Here is a 19,725-nt window from a genome sequence, read left to right as displayed (position 1 = left end):
CAAGACAGCCACGGGCACCACCACACCACTTGATAACACGGAGTCACCACACGAGTACGGTCGACAGCCACAGGCGACCAAGGCACGAACTCGCCGACCACGACCGTGCAACCGCAAGGAGTGCCAGCCCATGAGGGCCCACAGGATCGACCACCCGACGACACCGCAGGCCGGCTCGCAGGTGACGGTGCGGTCCCACCACGTGCAGGCGGCGCGCCGATGACAATGCCCGACGACACCGCCGCGAATCCGGACAACCTGCGCCGAGGAATGCTCGACGAACTGTGGGCACTCAAGGCGTTGCACACCCACGCGGTGGCCCAGGCGTTCGCCGCGGTCCCACGACACCTGTTCGCCCCGGAGGCCACACCGGAGCAGGCGTATGCGGCCAACAAGTCCGTGGTGACCAAACGCGGCCCTGACGGTGCGGCGTTGAGCAGCGTCTCCGCGCCCGCGATCCAGGCGGCGATGCTGGAGCAAGCCGACCTGCGTCCCGGGATGCGGGTGCTGGAGATCGGCTCCGGCGGCTACAACGCCGCGCTGATCGCCGAGATCGTCGGCCCGACCGGGTACGTGGTGTCGGTCGACATCGACGGCGATGTCGTCGAACGCGCCCGGCGCCTGCTGACCGAGGCCGGTTACCCGGCGGTGCGGGTAGTGCATGGCGACGCCGAGCACCCCATCGCCGACGAGGAACGGTTCGACCGCATCATCGTCACCGTCGGTGCCTGGGATCTGCCGCCCGCGTGGCGGGAGCAGCTGGTCGAGGGCGGCCGGATCGTGGTGCCGCTGCTGATGCGCGGGACCACCCGCACCGTGGCGCTGGACGAGGTCGAAGGCATCCTGGTGGATCGTGACCACCAGCGGGCCGGGTTCGTGGCGATGCAGGGCTTGGGTGCGCACGAGGAGACGTTCCTGTCCCTCGTCGAGGGGGAGCAGGTCGGCCTGCGCATCGATGGCCCGGCCGACACCAATCCGGTGGCGCTGGCCGACGCGCTGCTCGGTGGCCGGACTGAGGCGTGGTCGGGGGTCGAGGTCGGCGGTACGGAGCCGTTCGACGACCTGGACCTGTTCCTGGCCACCCGGCCCGGCCGGTTCGGACTGCTCCAGGCGCTGAAGCCCGCCGTCGACGCCAAGTTGGTGAGCGGCTGGGCGCAATGGGGTGCGCCCACGCGTTACAGCGACACCGGCTTCGCCTACCGGGTCACCCGCCGCGTTCCCGACACCGACCGCGCCGAGTTCGGCGTCTTCGCCCACGGCCCCGACGCCGCGCAGCTGGCGGACCAGGTCGTGGCCGACATCCGCACCTGGGACCGGGAACACCGCCACAGCGAGCATCGCGCCCACATCACGGTTTACCCCGCCGCGATCCCGGACGAGGCGCTGCCCTCGGGGTTCGTCATGGACCGCCGCCACACCCGCGTGGTCGTCACCTGGTCCACCAGCGCTGACCACGCAGAACACACCACCGCGACACGCGGCTGAAGAAAGGGGGAACCGGCATGACAACCATGCTCGTCATGGAATCGAACGCTTGTGCGATGACCGTAGAGCGGTTCTTCCCCGACCGCCGTGTGCCTGCCTGTGAGGTGTGGGTGGGTCGTCGGTGATCGAGGGGCACGAGTACGAGCGGTTGGTCGATCGGTTCCGGCACCTGGTGGCGCCCTTGCCGAGCTTGCGGAGTGGACAGCCGCTGGAACACCTACCTCGTCCGCTACTTCGAGGTGATGGACAAGGACCGACTGCTCGCCCTCGTCGCGCTGTTGGAGGTCGTGCCACCGGACGGGCCGGCGCACCGGGCCGCGGTCGCGTTCCTGACCTCCCTCCGGCTCGGTGACGAACCCGAGTCCACACCTCGACGGTCGTAGGTGGGGCACCTGGTGGGTGCTCAGCCGGTGAGGACGAGCGGCGTGGTGGGGAGGTGGCCGTCGAGGACTTGCCACAGCAGATCGGGGAGTTCGGCGGGGAGGAGTTTGTCGGTGCAGTCGGTGAGGTCGTCGAGGGTGCGCCAGCGGCGTTCGATGAGGCCGACTTTCTCGTTCTCGGTCGGTTTGAGCGGGACCTGGGGTGTGGTCGTGGTGGTGCGGGCGAGGTAGACGTGGTCGATGCGGTGGTGCTGTCGGCCGCGGTAGTGGAAGCGGCTTTCGCGGATCCAGAGTTGGGGGCCCAGGGTGATGTTGTGGATGCCGGTTTCCTCGGCGAGTTCGCGGCGGGCCGCGTCGGTGGGGGTTTCGTCGGGGTCGAGGCCGCCGCCGGGTAGTTCCCACCAGTGGTGGTCGGGTTGGTCGGGGTCGCGGGCGTGGATGAGCAGGACCCGGTCGGCGGGGTCGAGCAGGAGTACGCGGGCGCCGATGCGTGGGGTGGTGCTGGTGGTGCCGGCCATCCGTGCGGTGTCCCTCGAGGGTGTGGCGGTCGGGGCATCGGTGGCCGGCGGGGCGGCTAGAAGAGGGTGAATTCGGGTTCGTCGTGCTGGGTGGCCACCGTGGTGGGGTCGGACGTTAGCAGCCTGGTGGCGGGGGTGAGGTTCAAGGTGACGGCGAGTCCGGAGTGGTCGGTGAGCCGGGTGCCGTCTGCCTGCGGTGTGCGGGTGTCGTGGACGTAGGCGCAGGTCAGGAGCTGGTCGGCCAGGTCGGGGGTGGCGTGGGCGTGGTCGTAGCGGTAGCCGAGTTCGGGGCGGCGGGCCCAGCTGTGGTCGATCCGGTCGGGGTGGTGATGGCGGTAGAGGTCGAGCAGGCCGTGGCGGCGGGTGAGGTCGCGGTAGAAGTCGTATTCGAACGGCGCGAACTGGCCCCGGTGGGGTGGTTGGTGGTCGGGTTCGATGACGTTCAGGTCACCCAGCAGTAGGACCGGTGTGTCGGTGCGGGTGGTGTCGAGGGCGGCTTGGAAGCCGGCGATCCAGCGTTTTTTGCGTTCGGTCTTGTCCAGGGTGGCGTCGCGGGAGGGCACGTAGGCGCCGAGGATGCGGAGGGGGCCGTGGTCAGTGTGGGTGACGACGCCGGTCGCTCGGGCCGGGAGGTAGTCGAGGTGGTCGGTGAGCGGGTCGGGGCGGGTGGCCGTTTTGCTGACGATGAGGACGCCGAGTTCGCCGTCGGCGTGGTGGGGCAGGGTCACCGCGTAGCCGGCCGCGGTGAAGGTGTCGGCCAGGTGCTTCGTGCCCGGGGTGGCTTTGGTCTCGGTGAGGACGAAGACGTCCTCGGGGCGGTCGGCGAGCCAGGCAAGTTGGCGTCGGGCGCGGTCGAGGGAGGGGGCGCCGAGGTTGAGGGTGAGCAGGCTCAGGGGCATGCCGGGTTCTCCTCCGTGATCCCGTCGATCGGATAGGTGGGGGCGGGTGGTCGGATGAGGTCGACGATCTGGTCGGCGATCTCGTAGGGGTGGGCCGTGGTCGTGTCGAGGGTGGTGACGGGCCATCCTCGTTCGCGGAGGTAGGTCGCGGCGCGGTGGTAGCCGAGGGACTCGTGGGTGCTGCTGTCGGTGGTGCGTTCGAAGCGGCTGTGTGCGCCGCGGCTGTGCAGTCGGTGTGCGATGACGTCGGGGTCGGCGTTGAGGATGACGGCGAGGTCGGGTCGGTAGACGCTGTCGTTGAGGTGCCAGACGGTGTCGAAGGTGAGGCCGTCGAGCCCTTGCAGGACCAATGAGGAGGGCACGTACCGGTCGCTGACCACGATCCTGCTGTCGGCGAGGGCGGGCAGGATTTCGGCGGCGAGCTGGTGTAGGCGGTCGCCCGCGCAGAGGTTGGCCAGCGCGAGTCCGCGGTAGGTGTCGGTGCCGTGGCGGATGAGCTCGCCCAGCGGGGTGCGTGACGGCTGGGTCGTGCCGTGGACGGTGGCGCCCGTGGCGGTGAGGAGTTCGATCACGCGGGCCGTGGTGGTGGACTTGCCGACACCGCCGGGGCCGTCGATGGTGATCAGCGTTCCGGGCAGTCGCCGGGCTTCGGTGGTGGTCATGCGGGCGTCAGCGGCAGCAGCCGACGGCCTTGCGTGGGAACCGGGACCGGGCATTGATCGGTATCGACCTGGCCGATGCGGCCTCCGTTGGCGATCACGGCAGCGGGGCAGCCCTTGCCGCAGCCGTCGTTGAGTGAGCATGCGCCGCAGGTGGGGTTGTCACCGACGCGGTAGCGGTCGTGGAAGCGGTAGTCGTCCAGGCGGGCGGCGAGATCGGCGTCGGTGAAGATGTTACCCACGATGAACTCGGTGTCGGCGTGTTGCGAGGCCGGGGTTCGGGCGGCGAAGACGAGGTAGGGGCAGACGGTCACCTCGCCGGGGGTGAACACGTACAGGATGGTGCCGGCCTCGCAGCCCGACAGCGGCCTGCCCTCGGTGTTGGGGAAGCGGATGTGGGCGATGTCCAGGTCCGGCCCGTCGAACCCGATGGTCTGTTCGAAGATTTCTTGCATGTGCATCGTGGTCTTGGCCAACGCACGCTGGGACTTCACGCCGCGGCCCATGCTGCCCAGCGGGTTGAGCAGCACGTAGCGGGCGCCGTGCTCGCGGGCGAACGCGCACAACTCCGCGTACTCCTCGTTGCGCGCCAACGTGTTGGGCGTGCACAGCAGGCCCTGGAGCAGGTGCGCCTCGGCGAGTTTCCGCACCGTGGCGACGGTGACCTCGAACGAGGCACGGTCGCCACGGAAACGTCCGTGGGACTCGGCGGCGAACCCGTCCAGCGACACGTTGCAGTGCACCCCGCCGACTTCCGCCAGTTCCGCGATCCGGTCGTCGTCGAGGGTGGTGGCGTTGGTGCAGATCCCGACCTGCATACCCGCGTCGTGGAAGGCACGCACGATCTCCATGAAGTCGGGGTGCAGCGTCGGTTCGCCGCCGGTCAGCGTCACGCGGGTGACCCGGCATTGCGCGAGTCGGGGGATCACCTTGTCGAGGACTTCCACCAGCGGCATGTGCTTGCCGACCTTCGTGGCCGAGACGAAGCAGTGCGCGCAGTGCAGGTTGCAGTCCTCGTTGATCTGCACCAGCGCCTTGCGGTGCGGTGCGTCGACCGTGGTCCGGAAGTAACACGACGCGGCCCGGTCTGGGCCGACGATGCTGCGGGCGCTCATGGCTCACCTCTCCACATCCCAGGCGACACGCGAGGACGTGCAAGCCTGAATAGATGTTCGGTCGAACAGTAATTGGTCTTAAGGTGTCCTGGTGGACATATTCGGGACAGTTCCGTTGTCATGGCGCGCAGTGACAACCCAGTTGTCCGAGCGGACAGCGAAGGCCATGAACAGGAGCGACCGGTGACCGAGCCTGCGGGCTCCGAGCACGACGCGGCGTTGCTCGCCGAGTTGTTGAACCTTCCGCCCCACGTGCTCGACATCAGCCTCGACCAACTGCGCACGCTCGCCATCGTCAAGATCACCGGCAGCGCGCAGCGTGCCGCCAAGGCCCTCGGGCGTGAGCAGTCCAGCGTGCAGAAGCAGCTGGACAACCTTAACGGGACCGCGGTCCGCCTGGTCGGCGAAGCGCTGGTGCTTAAGCAAGGGCGCGGCAAGGACCACGCCTTCACACCTTCGGGTGAAGAGGTCGTCGATCTCGCGGTCGAGCAGTTGCGCGGCTGGGGCGAGAGGTTGCACCACACCCGGCGCCGCGTCGGCTCCACCATCTCCGTCGGCACCACCGAATTCACGGTGCAGTTCCTCGGCACCATCTGGCCCGCCCTGCGCGCGGAGTTCGAGAGCCGGGGCGTCCAGCTCAAGATCGAGCACGTCCGCACCCGAGACCTGTGGGCCCGGCTGGACGCCAAGCACGTCGACGTTGTCCTCGGCAGTCTCGCCACCGAGTACGACCGGCCCGTGACCCTGGACTACGACTTCATCGAATGGCACCGCGAACGCGTCGCGCTGCTCACCAACCTCAACCCCCGTGAATTGCCCGACAAGCCCGTCTCGTCGGAGACCTTGAGAGCCTTGCCGCTGCTGGTGCCCTCCGCAGGCCTGCTCGCGCAGTTCCTCGGCCGCTGGTACGGACCCGACTACCGAGGCGCCCTCAACGTCGTCGCCGACATCGACTCCCTGAACTACGGCCTCACGCTGCTCGACACGGAACTGCTCCACGGCTGCATGCTCACCACCGAACGAGTCGCCCACGCGGCCGTGACCGGCAAGCTGCCCGGCACCAACCTCCGTAACATCGCCTTGGCGCACGACTACGTGCCCGACCTCCAGATCGTGACGGGCATTTTCGCTCGCCCAGGCGAACGCGACCGCTACGCGCACGATCACCCCCTTAACCTCCTCTGGACCGCCTTCACGAAAGCGACGCCCGCACGACCGACGTCATCTCCTTGACGGGTCCGGACCATCGCGACCCGGTGATCCGACCGTGTGGGTCCGTGTAATCAGGCCGTGGTCGCGAACGACCAGGGGCGGGGTGGCGGCGTCATGCTGCTGATTCACCGGGGGCCGGGATTCGAGGTCGGTGCGCAGGTCGCGTACCCGTTGTGCCGCCGTGTCGTCGGTCCCGATGAGCAGCGCAAGCGCGCGGTTGAACTCTCTGTGGGCCTGGGCGGGGTTGCCGGTTAGCCATAGCGCCCGACCGAGTTCGGGCAGGCATCGCGCGCGTCCGGAGCGATCAGCCAGGTCCCCGAACAGCTTGTCCGCCCGAGACAGGTAGTTGATCGCGGATCCGTGCCGACCGACCTCGATCATCAACGTGCCTAGGTGGACCAGGGCGTCGGCGGTACCGGCCTGGTGCTCGTGCAGCAGGTAGGTCTCCAGGATCTCGTCGGCGCACCCGACGACCTTGTGCAGCCGGCCCTGGGCGCGATAGGTCGTGGCCAGGTCCAGCAGGGCTTCCGCGGTGGCGCCGGGGTCGTCGTCACGGTGTCGCCGGACCGCGAGTTCTCGCATGCCGTGCAGGGCGGCGAGGCGCAGCTGGTCTTGTGCGCGCAAGGTGCGGGCGGCGCGGCGGAATGCCGCCGCCAACAGCAGGGACGTCGGCAGTGCAGTCAGCATCCGGGCTCCGACATCGCTCAACCGGCGGATGAAGTCCTGGTCCGCGCCGGGTGGGACAACGGGCCAGATCTCGGCCAGCAGGCTGGTCGCGGTCTCCGGCTCATCCAGCACGCCGTGCAGCGTCGCGAGTACCCGATCGGCATCGAAGCCGTGGTCGAGCGCGGCCAGCTCGCGGCGCAGTCGGGAGGCTGCGTGCCTCGGAGCGTTCACTTCGATGTCCTACTCGGGCCGGGGACCACCTCGAACAGGTCCTCGAACCGCATCGGGGCCAACGCCGTCAGCGCACCGGCGATGAACCGTGGTCCCGGTTGCAGCTCACCGGATCGGACCCGGGTGACAGTGGAGCGGTTCACTCCGAACGCCGTCGCGGCGCTGTAGTCGGAGCGGTAACCGGACAAAAACAGGGCCTTGGCGAAGGTCTCGGCCCGCAGCCTGATGGTGGGCGAGGAGGACATGGTTCTCTGGTGTCCGGCGTCGGGCGGCATCGTCACTGGGCTTCGCGGTCGTAGCGGTCGGCCCAGCTGGCGAAGAGGTCGTGGGATCGTGCGGGGCTCAGGGCCAGGGAGGCCAGCCGCCGCATCCTGGCTTGGTAGCGCGTGACGGCGATCGGATCGTCGTGGAACACAGTTGCGGCGTCAGTTTCGGCGTAGGCCAAGGGCGTTATCGGGGCGTCGAACGTGAGCAGCGTGGCCTGGTTCCGGATGACGGCGTCGGAGGACTGCGACATCGGGACCACCCTGGGCGTGAACTTGTCCCACCCGCACATCAGGGCCAAGTGCAGCAGTTGGTCGCGCATGACTGCCGGGTCGCCGACCGTGGTGCGCAAGGCGGCCTCGTGGACGAACACCGTCATCTCCGGACCATGGCCCTGTTGGTGCAGAACGTTCTGCCTCGTCATCCGGGCAAGCGTCACTGTCCGGTCACCAGTTAGTGCGTAGGCGTAGTCCTCGGTCTGAACGAGGCTGGGCACGGTGAGGGGCTCGTAGGTGGTGATGGTCAGGGCGAGTCGTTCATGCAGGGTGAGTGCGGTCAAGACGTCAGGGACCTGGTCGTGGAAGCGCAGGAAGCTGCCGTTGTCCGGTTCGCTGGCAATGGCCAGGATCCGGTCGCGGGTGGCTTTGTCCGCACCCAAGCGACCGATGAGGGTGGCGATTTCCCATGAGGTCGTGCCCCGGCTCCCGGTCTCCAGTTTGCTCAACTTGGCCAGTGACCAGCCCATGCCCTCGGCCGTATTCGCCGCCGACATGCGAGCGCGATGGCGGACACGGCGTAGTTCCTCGCCGAGTTCGCGGCTGTGGGCGTTGCTCAACCGTGGAGCGGTCCTCCTGCCATCGGTTTCCGGTGGCTGCGTGGCCGGGTGGGGTGCGGTGGGCGTGTTCACATGCTCTCCCGTACGGGGTGAGACCGGGACGGGATGAAGTTGACCATCGGGGCCGCGTCCGAGGCACCGGCCAGGAGCCCTCCATCGCCCCTCCAACACCCCACCGGCTCCAACATCCGTGCGTGCTGACAGCCCTGGGCGGCGCGACTCACGGGGTGTCGGGCACGATGCCGGTACCGGAATCTGAAGGAGGACTGGAGAGTGGCGAAGATCGAAGCGGTCTTCTTCGACGTGGGGGAGATCCTGGTCGACGAGACGCGTGAGTACGGGACGTGGGCGGACTGGCTCGGCGTTCCCCGCCACACTTTCTCCGCCGTCTTCGGCGCGATCATCGCCCAGGGTAAGGATTACCGCGAGACGTTCCAGGTCTTTAGGCCGGGCTTCGACCTGACCGAGGAACGCGAGCGCCGTGCCGCGGCCGGGCAGCCGGAGACCTTCGGCGAGGACAACCTGTACGCCGATGCCCGGCCTTGCTTCGAGCAGCTCCGGGAAGCCGGGTTGCGTGTGGGTCTGGCGGGCAACCAGACCAGTCGTGCGGAGCGCATCTTGAAGGCGCTGGACCTACCGGTCGACGTGATCGGCACCTCCGACAGCTGGGGCGTGGAGAAGCCCTCGCCCGCCTTCTTCGACCGCGTGGTCCGTGAGGCGGGCGTTGCCGCGGAGTCGGTGCTCTACGTCGGCGATCGGCTGGACAACGACATCCGGCCAGCGCAACAGGCGGGCATCGCCACCGCGCTGATCCGCCGTGGCCCTTGGGGGCACATCCTGCGGATGCCGGAGGTGGAGGACCGGTGCCTGTTCACGCTCGACGGCCTGGCCACCCTCCCCGCGCGGGTGGCCGAGCACAACGCCCAGGCCGGGTGAATCACACCGCGGTCAGCGAGCGAACCCGCTCGTCCAGCTCGGCCGCGTAGGGGGTGTGGCGCAACGCCTGCCGAACGGCCGGAACGCGCTTGAGAGCGGTGGCGTAGAAGTCGCGACCGAGCACGTCACACGCCTCGCCGGCCGTGGCGAACGCCTGATCGGCATCGCCGGGAGCCTGTGCGACGGCCAGGTCGAACAGCAGCACGGCCCGTTGACGCTCGGCGCCATCGGCCAAGCCGTCCAAGGCGTCTCGCAACCGGTCTGCGGCGGCGTGGTGCTGGCCCGCCAAGAGCAGGGCGTTGCCGGCGAATCCGGCGAGCCTGGAGGCGTCGAAGAAGTCCAGCCACACGGGGTCGGTGCCGCTGCTGCCCAGCGCGTCCTCGGCGGACCTAATCCGGGCCACGCCGGTCTGAGGCTGTCCTGTGCGCGCCGATATCTCACCGTCGACGCAGTGCAACCACGACCGCAGCAGCGGCCCCGCGTCATACCGCGCATGGGCGTGAGCCGCGTCCAAGAACGCTCGGGCGGGCTGTTCCTGCTGCGCGAAGCCCGGCACGAACGCGCGGTGCGCGAGCACCGCCACAGCCAGGCTGTGGTCCCGCGACACCTCGACCGCGTCCTGTGCCAACCGGAAGAACAGCTCGGCGACGTCGTCCCGCGCGAGGTCGAAGAACATCAGCCGCGCGGCAAGCAGCGCACATTCGGCCACCGCGCCACCGAGCACGGGCAGCAGCACGTCGGCCGCAGACGCGTCCTTCATCATGGCCTCGCCGAGCTGCGCATGAGCGACCACCGACGGCAGCAGGGTGCTGGCCGGGCTGGTCCAGTAGAGATCACGGTGCGACGCGGCGATCGCCCGGTAGGCGTCGACCGAGCGACGGTCCAGCTTCGTACGTCGGGGACCGGCCAAGGCTTCCATGTCCTCCGGGAGCATGGTCCCGTGCGCCAGCAGTGGGGCGACGCTGGCACCGAGCAGCCCTTTCAGGAAGAGCTTCCGCCCGAACTCGCCCTCGACACCAAGCATGATCGACGTCACCTTCCTCACGATGGCCTCGAGGAAATCGTCCCGCACGATCCCGTGCGGCGCGACGGCCGACGCCGGGCGCAGCGCGCGCTCGTTCGGGGACAGCAGACCCAACTCGTCGGCAGCCATGCCGAACACCAGCACCAAGTGCTTGCGGTACCGCGGCTCGGGCGTGCGGTCTCCGGACTCCCATCGACGCACCACCTCGTCGTCCAGGCCGGGTACTGCCTCGCCAGCAGCCTGCATACTGCGCTTGATCTGTTCGGCGAGTTCGTCACGACTCCAACCCCGCTGCAGCCAGGCACCGGTGCCCGTATGCGAGCTCGGGGCTGGAAACAGCCAAAGGCCGCAACCAGGTTCGAACCCGGATCGCCCGACTGGCGCCGATCAAGCTTCAGGCGATGGAGAGGACCCCTTCGCGGAGTGCAGCTACAGGCCAGTCGACTACCAAGCACCGGGTGAGCAACCGAGGGAGCCAGGTGGTTGGTTCATGGTCGTGTGTTCGCCGGACGGTAAGGACCCACTGACCCACGGACCGATCTGGGTGCCTGGCGGTAGTGCTGAACCGGCGCTGTCACCGGAGCAGCTGGCCGCCATCGCGCGCAACCGCTTGCGGCTGCCATCGGTGGCGATCTCGGCCAACCCCGGCGAGGTACAGCTGGTCAACCTGCCGACGTGGTTGTGGTTGAGCGGTGGTTGGCAGGAGGTGTCGGCGAACGCATCGGTTCCGGGTGTGTCGGTGACAGCGATTGCCACCCCGACGTCAGTGACGTGGGAGATGGGTGACGGTGTCACCGTCACCTGCACCGGCGCCGGAACGCCTTACAAGGCGGGCGCAGATCCCAAGGCGCCGTCGCCGGATTGCGGCCACGTCTACCGCCGCTCGTCAGCGAACCAACCCGGGCAGGCGTACCTGGTGACGGCGACTGTGCACTGGACGGTGACCTGGTCCGGTGCGGGTCAGGGCGGGACGTTCCCGGACTTGACCACGACGGGCAACGCGACCTTCCGCGTAGCGGAGTCGCATGCGCTCAACAACGGCGGCGGCTGACCGGCGCCACTGCCTCCTGGCGAGGCATCTCCGCATAGCCCACAAGCGATGACCACCTGTTCCGCTCGCTGACCATCCTCTGGCGACGCGGCGCACTACCCGCATGCCTTTTGGAGGTACCGGCGTGAGCACCGACACCACGATCCGGCCCGACACCGACCGAGCCACGAGCACGGCCAACGGCCTCTGGGTCAACGACGGCAAGAAGCCCTTCTCCTCGCGGTTGCGCACCACAGGGCGCCGCCGCAGCGTTCCGTACCTGCTGCTCGGCGTGCTGCTCGTCCTGGCCTGTGTGGGCGGCTTCGTGCTGATCTCGCTGAACTCGGGAGATCGGCAGGCCGTGCTCGCGCTGGCCCGCGGTGTGCCGGTGGGGCACGTTCTGACCACGCAGGACCTGCGGCAGGTCAACGTCGCGGTCGACCCTGGTGTCGCCGTCGTCGGCGCGGACCAGGCGGCCACCGTGGTCGGCAGGCCGATGGCCACCAGCCTGTCGGCCGGGGCGCTGCTCACCCCGGACGCCGTCGGCGGCGCCGCGCTCCCGACGAGCGGGCAGGCCCTCGCCGCCTTGGCGCTCAAACCTGGCCAGTTCCCCGCGGAAGTCGGACCGGGAGCGCGGGTGTCGGTGGTGTTCGTTCCCGGCCAGACCGGAACCGCGACCAGTCCGCCCGCCGATGGCGGCACGGTTTGGCCCGCGGTGGTGACCAGCGTGACCACCCCGGCGAGCGACCAGAACACCGTCGTGTCGGTGCATCTGTCCGAGTCCGCCGCCCGCCAGGTCGCCGCGGTGCCGGCCGGCCAGTTGTCGATCGTGATGCTCTCCGCTGGAGGTCGCTGATGTTGATCTCGGTCCTGTCCCTGAAAGGCTCACCGGGCGCCACCACGCTGGCCGTGGCCTTGGCCGCCCGCTGGCCCGCTCCGGCACGCGCACTGGTGGTCGAGGCCGATCCCTCCGGTGGCGATCTCGGCTTGCGATTCTCCCTGTCCTCGACACCGGGCCTGGTGAGCCTCGCCGCCGCCGCACGCCGCGGCGGCGACGCCGACCTGGTGTGGCGGCACACACAGCAGCTTCCCGGCGGCCTGCCGGTGATCTGCGCCCCGCCCGATGCCGACCAGGCCCGCGCGGCACTGTCGGCCTTGGCTCCGGACCCGACCAGTGGGCTCGGGGTGCTGCGTGTGGCGGCCAACCAGCCGGGCACGGTGGTCATCGTCGACTGCGGACCTGGTCCTCGACCCGATGTGCGGTATCGGCACCACCCTCGTCGAAGCCCTGCACGCCGGGCGCCGCGCGGTCGGGGTCGAGTACGAGCCGCACTGGGTCGACGTCGCCCGCGCCAACCTCGCGCTCGCCCGCGACGCCGGGGTACGGCACGAGGGCCACGTGTTCCACGGCGACGCCCGCCAGATCGCGTCGCTGCTACCGTCCGAGTACGTCGGCCAGGCGGCGCTGGTCGTCACCTCTCCGCCCTACGGTCCGTCGACCCACGGCCAGGTGTCCGCGGTGCCGGGCGTCGGGGTGCAGAAGTACCACCACCTCTACGGCAACACCCTCGACCGCGGGAACCTCGCCAACATCGGCCACCACCGGCTGCTCGCCGGGTTCACCCGCATCCTCGCCGGACTCAATACCTACCTGCGGCCAGGCGGGCACATCGCCATCACGATCCGACCCTGGCGCGAGCACGCCGAACTCATCGACCTGCCCTCCCAGATCCTGGCCTGCGGCCTGCACGCCGGCCTGATCCCCGTCGAGCGCTGCGTCGCACTGCTGGCGCGCGCGGCCGAGACCGACCTCATCGCGCGCGGCAGCTTCTTCCAACGCGACTTCATCCGCAAACAGCGCGAAGCCAGACTGCCGCTGCACCTCATCGCACATGAGGACGTACTGGTTTTCCGCACGGCGTTGCGCCGGTCGGCGGGTTCAGGAATCTCGACGGACCGCCGCGATTCGCGACGCTTCCTCACCGACCGAGCGCGACACACCGGGAACCCGAAGGAGCACTCGGGCGTGCCGGAGAGCTGGGCGGCATGACCACCCTGCCACACCGCACCCGAGTTCGGTCGGGGCGCGAGTCCGTCCCCGCCCTCGTCGCCGTCACCACGACGGCGGCGGGGGCGGTGCGGGCGGCCACCCGACAGTCGTCCAGTGGCATGAGGCGTCCGGGACCGGTCGTCGGCTCGCTCTGCACCGGCTACGGCGGCCTGGACCTCGGCGTGCTGGCCGCGCTCGGCGGAGGACGCGTCGCCTGGGTCGCCGACCCCGACCCGCACATCACCCAGATCCTCGCCGCCCGGATGCCGGGCAGCCCCAACCTCGGCGACATCCGCACCATCGACTGGACCACGGTTGAGCCGGTCGAGGTGCTCACCGCCGGGTTCCCCTGCCAGGACATCTCCGCCGCCGGCAAGCGCGCGGGCATCGACAAAGGCGAACGCAGTGGACTCTGGACCGACATCATGGCGGCCGTTCGCGTACTACGACCCGCGCTGTTCGTCGTGGAGAACGTCGCCGCGCTTCGCTGGCGCAACGGAGGGCTCCACCGTGTACTCGGCGACCTGGCCGAAGCGGGGTATGACGCGCTCTGGAGTAGCGTCCGCGCCGCCGACGTCGGAGCCGCACACCGCCGCGAGCGGGTGTTCCTGCTCGCCTGGCCGCGCTTGCTCCGAGACGGCCGGGGAGGTGGAGACACCAGTGATGCCGACTGCGCACGACGGCTCGTCCAACGGCATCAGTGGTACCGGCGGGCGGGGCGGCCCGTCGCTGTCGGCCCGGCTCCGGCTGTTGCCGACGCCGACGGCCTCGGACGCGAAGAACTGCACACACCGGACACAGAGTGGGGATCCGTCGCTGCCCGACGAGGTTCGGCTGCTGCCGACCCCGCGAGCCTCGGACACCGGAACGGCAGGGCGCAAGGCTGGAGCGGGGTTTCGGCCGCCGCTGTCGCAGCAGGTGCTCCCGCTGGTGGAACCGGAGGCGTTGTTGCCGACGCCGCGCGCTACGGACGGGACGAAGGGCTGCCCGGCGCAGCGGGGCAGCAAGGGCGATCTGATGTTGCCCTCGGCGGTCATCCGCCTGCTCGTCTCGCCGGCCGCCACCCAGACCGACGAGACCGGAGCCGACGGCACCTCGTAGCGGTACCCGACCCGGACGGCGGGCCGGCATCCAGGTCGGTTTCGGCGGCGGTGAACTGGAGTGTCTACGAGGCCGCGATCCGTCGCTGGGAGGCGGTGCTCGACCGCCCGGCGCCGCACCCGACCCAGCCAGGCAACCACGGCCGACCGGTACTCGCGCCCGCCTTCGTCGAGCACCTCATGGGTCTGCCGAGCGGGTGGGTGACCGGCTTGTCCCTGCCCCGCACCGCGCAGTTGCGGGCGTTGGGCAACGGCGTGGTTCCGCAGCAGGCCGCCCACGCGGTGTCCCTGCTGCTGGCCGACCTCGCCGCACTTCTCCACACCGACCACCACACCGAGATCAGGCAGGAGAGGGCTGCGGCATGACCACGAGAAACCCGGTAGCGCCCGATCATTCGAACGACGAGGAAGAAGTCCTTCGTTCAGGCACCCGAGACGGATCAGCGGAGCTGTGTCGGGACATGACCCTACGGTCCCCGCAGCTGCACACCCCGGCCGAGGCTGCCGTCATCCTGACGGTCAAGGAGTCCTGGCTCCGCCGGCAAGCCGGCCTCCGACGAGTTCCCTGCACTTTTCTCGGCAAGCATCTCCGCTTCTCCGATGCCGATCTTCGCGCGATCGTCGAGGCAGGCACGCGACCCGCACGACCACAAAGCAAGCGCACCTACAGGCGATGAGAAAGGCCCTCCTGGACAGCGGCCACAGCGACGGATCGAGCCCTACAAACACTACATAAGTTTCTACCCGAGAACCCTTGCCCTTTCCCCGCTATGGAGCGTCCATGCTGCTGTCGCATTCGTGACCCCACACCATCGGAGGGCAATCATGGCTTGGGTAGAGAGAAGCGGAAAACGGTTTTGGCGAGTCCGCTACTTCAAAGATGACGGCAGCATCGGCTCCGTCACCGGCTTCACCACGAAGTCCTCGGCAGATAACCACGCCGAGGACATGGAATCCGCACAGCGCAAGGGAATCATCACCGAACCCGAGGCCGACACCCCCATCGCGCTGGCCGATTGGGCCGAGACGTGGCTGGAAAGCCTGGACGTCGACCTCCGCACAGAGGAGAACTACCGCAGCAAACTACGCCGCCACATCCTGCCCCGCTGGGGCGGCTTCGCCTTGGCCGAAATCTCCAACTTCAAGGTCCACGCCTGGGCGAAAACCCTGCGGCAGGGCGGACTCGCCGACGTCACGGTCTCCGACACGATCAAAGTCCTCTCGCTCATGCTCGCCGACGCGGCCGACGAAACCGACTCGACCGGGCGCAAGCTGCTCGCGGCGAACCCCATCCGACCGCACCGGCGTGGTCGTGGACGCCGCACCCGCCGCCAACCGGAGAAGGTCTGGGCGATGCCCAAGGAAGTCATCCTGATCGCAGACCAAGTCGCCGCCAACTACGACGCCGGAGGCGGCCTGCTGATCCTCACCGCCGCATGGAGCGGCGCCCGCTGGGGCGAGCTGATCGGCCTGCAACGCCGCAACCTGCATCTCGACGACGGCTGCTTCGTCGTCGACCCCGACATCGGCACACTGCACGAGTCGAGCTCAGGCAAGCTGTGGCTCGGCCCACCGAAAACCCCCGAGTCGGCACGCACCGTCACACTGCCGGAGTTCCTGCTACCGCTGCTGCGGCAACACCTGGACACCTACGACCACCCTCATGTGTTCGTCACCCCCGGCGGCGACCTGCACCGCCGCAGCAACTTCGCCCGCCGCGCCATGCGACCCGCCGCCGACGGGAACCACACCGTCCGGCAACCCCGCGTGCGCACCCGCCCCATCAAGCCGGGGCTGACCTTCCACGGCCTACGACACAGCCACAAAACCTGGATGATCGCCGACGCCATGCCCGAAGTCGCGCAATCCCGCCGACTCGGCCACAAGCTCCCCGACAAGATCCAGGAGACCTACTCCCACGTCGCGGTCGAAGTCGAACAACGGCTGATGACCGCGCTGCAAAAGCGATGGACCGACGCGATCGCCGAACTCGGCGACCAAGAGACCGACGGCAGCTGGCGCACCGCCGCCTGAGCACCGCGTTCTCCTTCTCCGGTGCGATGCAGGGACGACTCTGCTAGCGTCGCCCTTGCGCCACGGGGTCTGCGGAAGCACCCGGACCACCAGCGCGGACCCTGACCTTCGTTGACAGGCCTGTCGTCGGCACGTGCCGACGACAGGCCTGATCGACCTGCGCAATCCGGAGAACACCGTGCCGCTCGACGACCCGCACTACGAGGCGTTCCTGCCACACCACACTGCCAGCAAGCACCGCGTCATGGCCATCACCCGCAGCCCCGGCCACACCCAACTCCACGCTCTGGCCACCGTCTCCGACGCCATCACCGCACGACGCCTGGCCGACGCACTCAACTCACGCCTGCTCGGCCGACGCAACCACACCGAACGACTCGACGCCGCGTTGGAAGGCATGCCCGACAGCGTCGTCGCCGCCATCCGGCAACTACCGATCGACCCGGTCGAGGTCGCCCAATGGGGCCGGCCGCCCCTGGCACACCGGGTCTACGGCGATCCCATCGACGGCATCCTCCTGTTCCCCACCACCGCCTGCACACCGGGCAAATGCGCCAGTTGCCAGGACTGCGCCAACGACTGCCAGAACTGCGCATTCTGCGAAGAGACAGGGTGTGAGGACTGCATCCCGCCCGACCTGACTCCACGTACCGCCCACCTCCTGGCCACCGCGGGTTCGGTACTCGCAGACGAGTACTTCGACCATGCCGAACACATCAGCGACCGCAACGCGTCCGCCGACGAACTCCAACTCATGCCCGCGATCATGCGCGAGCAACCGGCCGAGTTCGTCCGCCGCATGGCCCGAGCGTTCGACGACCTGGTCGACGACCTGCACGACGGAATCGAACCACGCCCCCACGACATGGCCGAGCAGATCGCCTTGGACCTGATCATCCACGACGCCGAAGCCATGCACACCGACACCGACATGCTGAACGAACTCGATCACGGCCTGCCGGACACACCGTACGACTACGACTTCGACGTCCTCTACGACCTACTGTTCGAGGACACCGACCACATCGGCTACCTGTCCTCCAAGCACGCGCCTGCTACACCCGGAGAGCTGGAGTACCTGTTCGAACGGTTCTACTCACTGGAAGAACGCGATCCGAATCGCGGCTTTCGACGCTGAAACGACAGTACCTCCAGCGCGACGAGTCGATCTACCGTGATGCGCGGCACTCTGCGGTCGAGAACCCACGGTAGCGGAATACAGGCCATTGCTGGAGTAGCCGCATTTTTGCGGACTGAGCGCGAATAGCGATCGCTACGCTCTACGGTGAGGTGATCAGAGTTGCCCGGCCCCAGCGGCACCACGTACCCTTTTCGAGACTACGCCAATTGCAAGGGAATTTCATGAGTCGCACCAGGGAAGCTGATCTAGTGACCCAGTTCAAGAAACGGTTGGGAAATCCCTGCTGCACGGAGCGGTGAAGTGCGTCGTCCCCAACGAGGTCGAGCGCTTGAAGGCGCTCGTCGCCGACCTGTACGACCGGGACGAGGAACTCGGCGCGTTCTTCCACCGAGAGGTGGCCCGGCGACTGCCGTCGACCGGCTGACCCACGTCGTGAACGAGCACGCCGCACGCGGTGACGATGAGTCCCGCAACGAGCTGAGCGGATCCGCAGACGACGTGGTGCTCGGCCGTGACGTGAGCGGGGACGTGCACTTCCACCGCACTGGACTGACTCCACGCCGGTGTCGCGCCAACCGCCCGCCGACGTCCAGGGGTTTCGTCAACCACTCCGAAGGCCTCACCCCTGCTCACGCAACTGTCGGCCGAGGCCGCGAAGCACGTCCGGCGCCACTTCTCCACCTGACGCACACCCACCCGCAGCTCAGCGGCGATCACCTCGGTCTTCTCGCCTTCGGCGATGCGCGCACCGGCCTGCAACCGGTCCGCTCCCGCGTTGGCTGTTCGCGGGGCGTCAACCAATCACCTTGCGAGCACCTCATCCACCCGGCATACCGCAATGATCAAGCGCCTGCACGAGGCCAGTTCAACCAATCAATACGAATTAGACTCTGTATAGTGAGGCTGTGGTGGACGAGCAGTTTGGACTGGATGCAGTAGCAGCCGAGCAGGCCGTCGTTTCTGTATTTGAGCAGATTGTCGCTGTCCTGGCACGCAAGGCAGATGCAGCGATCGATGATGCGACCCTATTCCAACTGGCGGATACGCTGTTTGCCGCCTTTGCCCGCGCGGGTGAGGACGGTCTGACAGTTGAACAGATCAAGGCGGCATGCGCCGCCTTCCCGGACGACGTAATCGAGAACCGCCTGGGCGTCCTGCGGAAGCTCGGCGCGATACAGCCTGCGTTTGATAGGCCCTACCAGCGTGAGTACCGGGCCTCGTTCACTAGCTATGTGTCAATGCTGTTCGTCCAGCGGATGCTGGCCCGCGGGGGTCAGTCAGAGTTACACCAACTCCTAACGATGGAGAAGACCAGGCTGGAGGGCGGGCAGGGTACCGCCGAGGAAGCCCTTGAGGTTGTCGTCGGGGTAACCACGGCGCTGCGGCTCCTGGTCGCCGAGCTCGTGGCGCTGACCATCGGCGGCACCGTGGAAGCGCTGCGGGAGCGCGCCCCACTGCTGTGGAACGCGAAGTCGCTGATCGACCAGGCGTCTGCGGTCCATGAGATCCTGCTGAAGTTCTGGCCGGAGCTCAGCCGCTTGTGCGGGGAACTGCGCTCGGCGATCGCCGCCTACGGAGATGCCTCGACGAACGCGTCGGCGCGCTTGATAGCCGCAGCGGGAACTTCACGGGCGCTGAACCTGCTGCCGCCCGAGATGTGGAAGCGCTTCGCGCGGCGAGCGACTGTGGGCGAGCTCGCGGCAGTTCTGGCCGATCAGGTCTTTGACGCACCTTCCCCATGGCACGACGTCGCCGACCTGGCGGAGGCCGCTGTGGGGAGGTCGCAGCCGACCAGCGGCCGCTCGACACCGCCGCGTTCCCGGGTTCCCGATGGTGATGAGCGGCCCTCGCAAGAGTGGTCCGACGCGGAGGCTGAGCGACTGACGGGAATCGCCGAAGAGGTCCTTAGCGGCGGAGACTCTGTTGCGGTCGAGCAACTGCTGTCGGACACGGACTGGGTGACGGCACGCCGCGTATTGGCCGACCTGGTCGCCGCGAGCAACAATGACCGACTCGGCTACCGGCTGACGTGGTCCGGCCCGGTCCAGGTACGGCCAGGGAGCGTGCCATCGTGGCTTACCCCTGGTGTGTTCGAGCGAGTACGGAGGCCCGCGTGAGCAGTCCGGAGGCAGCGCTGTGGTGGGCG

At 68.4% G+C, this 19,725-nt stretch carries 19 protein-coding genes and 1 pseudogene; 12 read left to right on the top strand and 8 right to left on the bottom strand.

Features of this window, described 5'->3' with window-relative positions:
- Positions 1–219 precede the first annotated feature (219 nt).
- Positions 220–1,485, top strand: coding sequence for a methyltransferase, FxLD system (fxlM, locus tag LZG04_RS00405; RefSeq protein ID WP_308198892.1), 1,266 nt, complete (start codon positions 220–222; stop codon positions 1,483–1,485).
- A 197-nt stretch (positions 1,486–1,682) separates the two neighbouring features.
- The gene (locus LZG04_RS00400) at positions 1,683–1,868 is read left to right on the top strand and encodes a hypothetical protein (RefSeq protein ID WP_233812224.1); all 186 of its coding nucleotides are present in this window, start codon (positions 1,683–1,685) and stop codon (positions 1,866–1,868) included.
- Positions 1,869–1,888: 20 nt separating this feature from the next.
- Here the strand turns inward: LZG04_RS00400 and LZG04_RS00395 are convergent, their stop codons facing one another.
- The 4 genes from LZG04_RS00395 to LZG04_RS00380 are packed head-to-tail and all read right to left on the bottom strand — an operon-like array spanning position 1,889 to position 5,056.
- Complete coding sequence (locus LZG04_RS00395; protein WP_233812223.1) at positions 1,889–2,383, bottom strand: NUDIX hydrolase; 495 nt, start codon at positions 2,381–2,383, stop codon at positions 1,889–1,891.
- A 56-nt stretch (positions 2,384–2,439) separates the two neighbouring features.
- Entirely contained in the window at positions 2,440–3,282 is an 843-nt protein-coding gene (locus tag LZG04_RS00390; RefSeq protein WP_233812222.1) for an endonuclease/exonuclease/phosphatase family protein, read from the bottom strand.
- Positions 3,273–3,944, bottom strand: a complete 672-nt coding sequence (tmk, locus tag LZG04_RS00385; RefSeq protein WP_233812221.1) for a dTMP kinase — start codon at positions 3,942–3,944, stop codon at positions 3,273–3,275. The genes LZG04_RS00390 and tmk overlap by 10 nt, the downstream gene beginning before the upstream one ends.
- A complete protein-coding gene (locus LZG04_RS00380; protein WP_233812220.1) occupies positions 3,941–5,056 on the bottom strand; it encodes a radical SAM protein in 1,116 nt (371 codons plus the stop codon). The genes tmk and LZG04_RS00380 overlap by 4 nt, the downstream gene beginning before the upstream one ends.
- A gap of 183 nt (positions 5,057–5,239) precedes the next feature.
- Between LZG04_RS00380 and LZG04_RS00375 the strand changes: the two genes are divergently transcribed.
- Entirely contained in the window at positions 5,240–6,289 is a 1,050-nt protein-coding gene (locus tag LZG04_RS00375; protein ID WP_233812219.1) for a LysR family transcriptional regulator, read from the top strand.
- On the opposite strand, the gene LZG04_RS00370 is transcribed toward LZG04_RS00375, so the two are convergent.
- From LZG04_RS00370 to LZG04_RS00360, 3 genes are read right to left on the bottom strand one after another with little or no spacing between them, the layout of a single operon-like run.
- The gene (locus tag LZG04_RS00370) at positions 6,278–7,165 is read right to left on the bottom strand and encodes a lipopolysaccharide assembly protein LapB (RefSeq protein WP_233812218.1); all 888 of its coding nucleotides are present in this window, start codon (positions 7,163–7,165) and stop codon (positions 6,278–6,280) included. The two genes, LZG04_RS00375 and LZG04_RS00370, sit on opposite strands and share 12 nt — an antisense overlap.
- Complete coding sequence (locus tag LZG04_RS00365) at positions 7,162–7,410, bottom strand: transcriptional regulator (protein WP_233812217.1); 249 nt, start codon at positions 7,408–7,410, stop codon at positions 7,162–7,164. The genes LZG04_RS00370 and LZG04_RS00365 overlap by 4 nt, the downstream gene beginning before the upstream one ends.
- A gap of 32 nt (positions 7,411–7,442) precedes the next feature.
- Positions 7,443–8,264, bottom strand: coding sequence for a helix-turn-helix transcriptional regulator (locus LZG04_RS00360; RefSeq protein ID WP_233812216.1), 822 nt, complete (start codon positions 8,262–8,264; stop codon positions 7,443–7,445).
- Positions 8,265–8,537: 273 nt separating this feature from the next.
- Between LZG04_RS00360 and LZG04_RS00355 the strand changes: the two genes are divergently transcribed.
- On the top strand, positions 8,538–9,200 hold the full coding sequence (locus LZG04_RS00355; RefSeq protein WP_233812215.1) for an HAD family hydrolase: 663 nt from the start codon (positions 8,538–8,540) through the stop codon (positions 9,198–9,200).
- A gap of 1 nt (position 9,201) precedes the next feature.
- On the opposite strand, the gene LZG04_RS00350 is transcribed toward LZG04_RS00355, so the two are convergent.
- Entirely contained in the window at positions 9,202–10,371 is a 1,170-nt protein-coding gene (locus tag LZG04_RS00350; RefSeq protein ID WP_233812214.1) for a hypothetical protein, read from the bottom strand.
- Between the two features lie 343 nt (positions 10,372–10,714).
- Between LZG04_RS00350 and LZG04_RS00345 the strand changes: the two genes are divergently transcribed.
- The 8 genes and pseudogenes from LZG04_RS00345 (at position 10,715) to LZG04_RS00315 (ending at position 19,696) form a co-directional block, all read left to right on the top strand.
- A complete protein-coding gene (locus tag LZG04_RS00345; protein ID WP_233812213.1) occupies positions 10,715–11,275 on the top strand; it encodes a hypothetical protein in 561 nt (186 codons plus the stop codon).
- Positions 11,276–11,399: 124 nt separating this feature from the next.
- Positions 11,400–12,110 carry an SAF domain-containing protein gene (locus tag LZG04_RS00340; RefSeq protein WP_233812212.1) on the top strand — a complete coding sequence of 237 codons (711 nt, stop codon included), beginning with the start codon at positions 11,400–11,402 and terminating at the stop codon, positions 12,108–12,110.
- Positions 12,111–12,491: 381 nt separating this feature from the next.
- A pseudogene (locus LZG04_RS00335) lies at positions 12,492–13,304 on the top strand (TRM11 family methyltransferase); the annotation flags it as partial.
- Positions 13,301–14,770: a DNA cytosine methyltransferase gene (locus LZG04_RS00330; protein ID WP_233812211.1), complete on the top strand. Its 1,470-nt coding sequence runs from the start codon at positions 13,301–13,303 to the stop codon at positions 14,768–14,770. The pseudogene LZG04_RS00335 and the gene LZG04_RS00330, both read left to right, overlap by 4 nt.
- A gap of 459 nt (positions 14,771–15,229) precedes the next feature.
- Complete coding sequence (locus tag LZG04_RS00325; protein ID WP_233812210.1) at positions 15,230–16,438, top strand: site-specific integrase; 1,209 nt, start codon at positions 15,230–15,232, stop codon at positions 16,436–16,438.
- Between the two features lie 133 nt (positions 16,439–16,571).
- Positions 16,572–17,576, top strand: coding sequence for a hypothetical protein (locus LZG04_RS00320; RefSeq protein ID WP_233812209.1), 1,005 nt, complete (start codon positions 16,572–16,574; stop codon positions 17,574–17,576).
- A 298-nt stretch (positions 17,577–17,874) separates the two neighbouring features.
- The gene (locus LZG04_RS41410; protein WP_267934418.1) at positions 17,875–18,003 is read left to right on the top strand and encodes a hypothetical protein; all 129 of its coding nucleotides are present in this window, start codon (positions 17,875–17,877) and stop codon (positions 18,001–18,003) included.
- Between the two features lie 481 nt (positions 18,004–18,484).
- On the top strand, positions 18,485–19,696 hold the full coding sequence (locus tag LZG04_RS00315) for a hypothetical protein (RefSeq protein ID WP_233812208.1): 1,212 nt from the start codon (positions 18,485–18,487) through the stop codon (positions 19,694–19,696).
- The last annotated feature ends 29 nt before the right edge of the window (positions 19,697–19,725 follow it).

Source organism: Saccharothrix sp. S26, from assembly GCF_021390395.1.
GTDB lineage: Bacteria > Actinomycetota > Actinomycetes > Mycobacteriales > Pseudonocardiaceae > Actinosynnema.
This window is presented reverse-complemented; position numbering and strand designations above follow the sequence as displayed.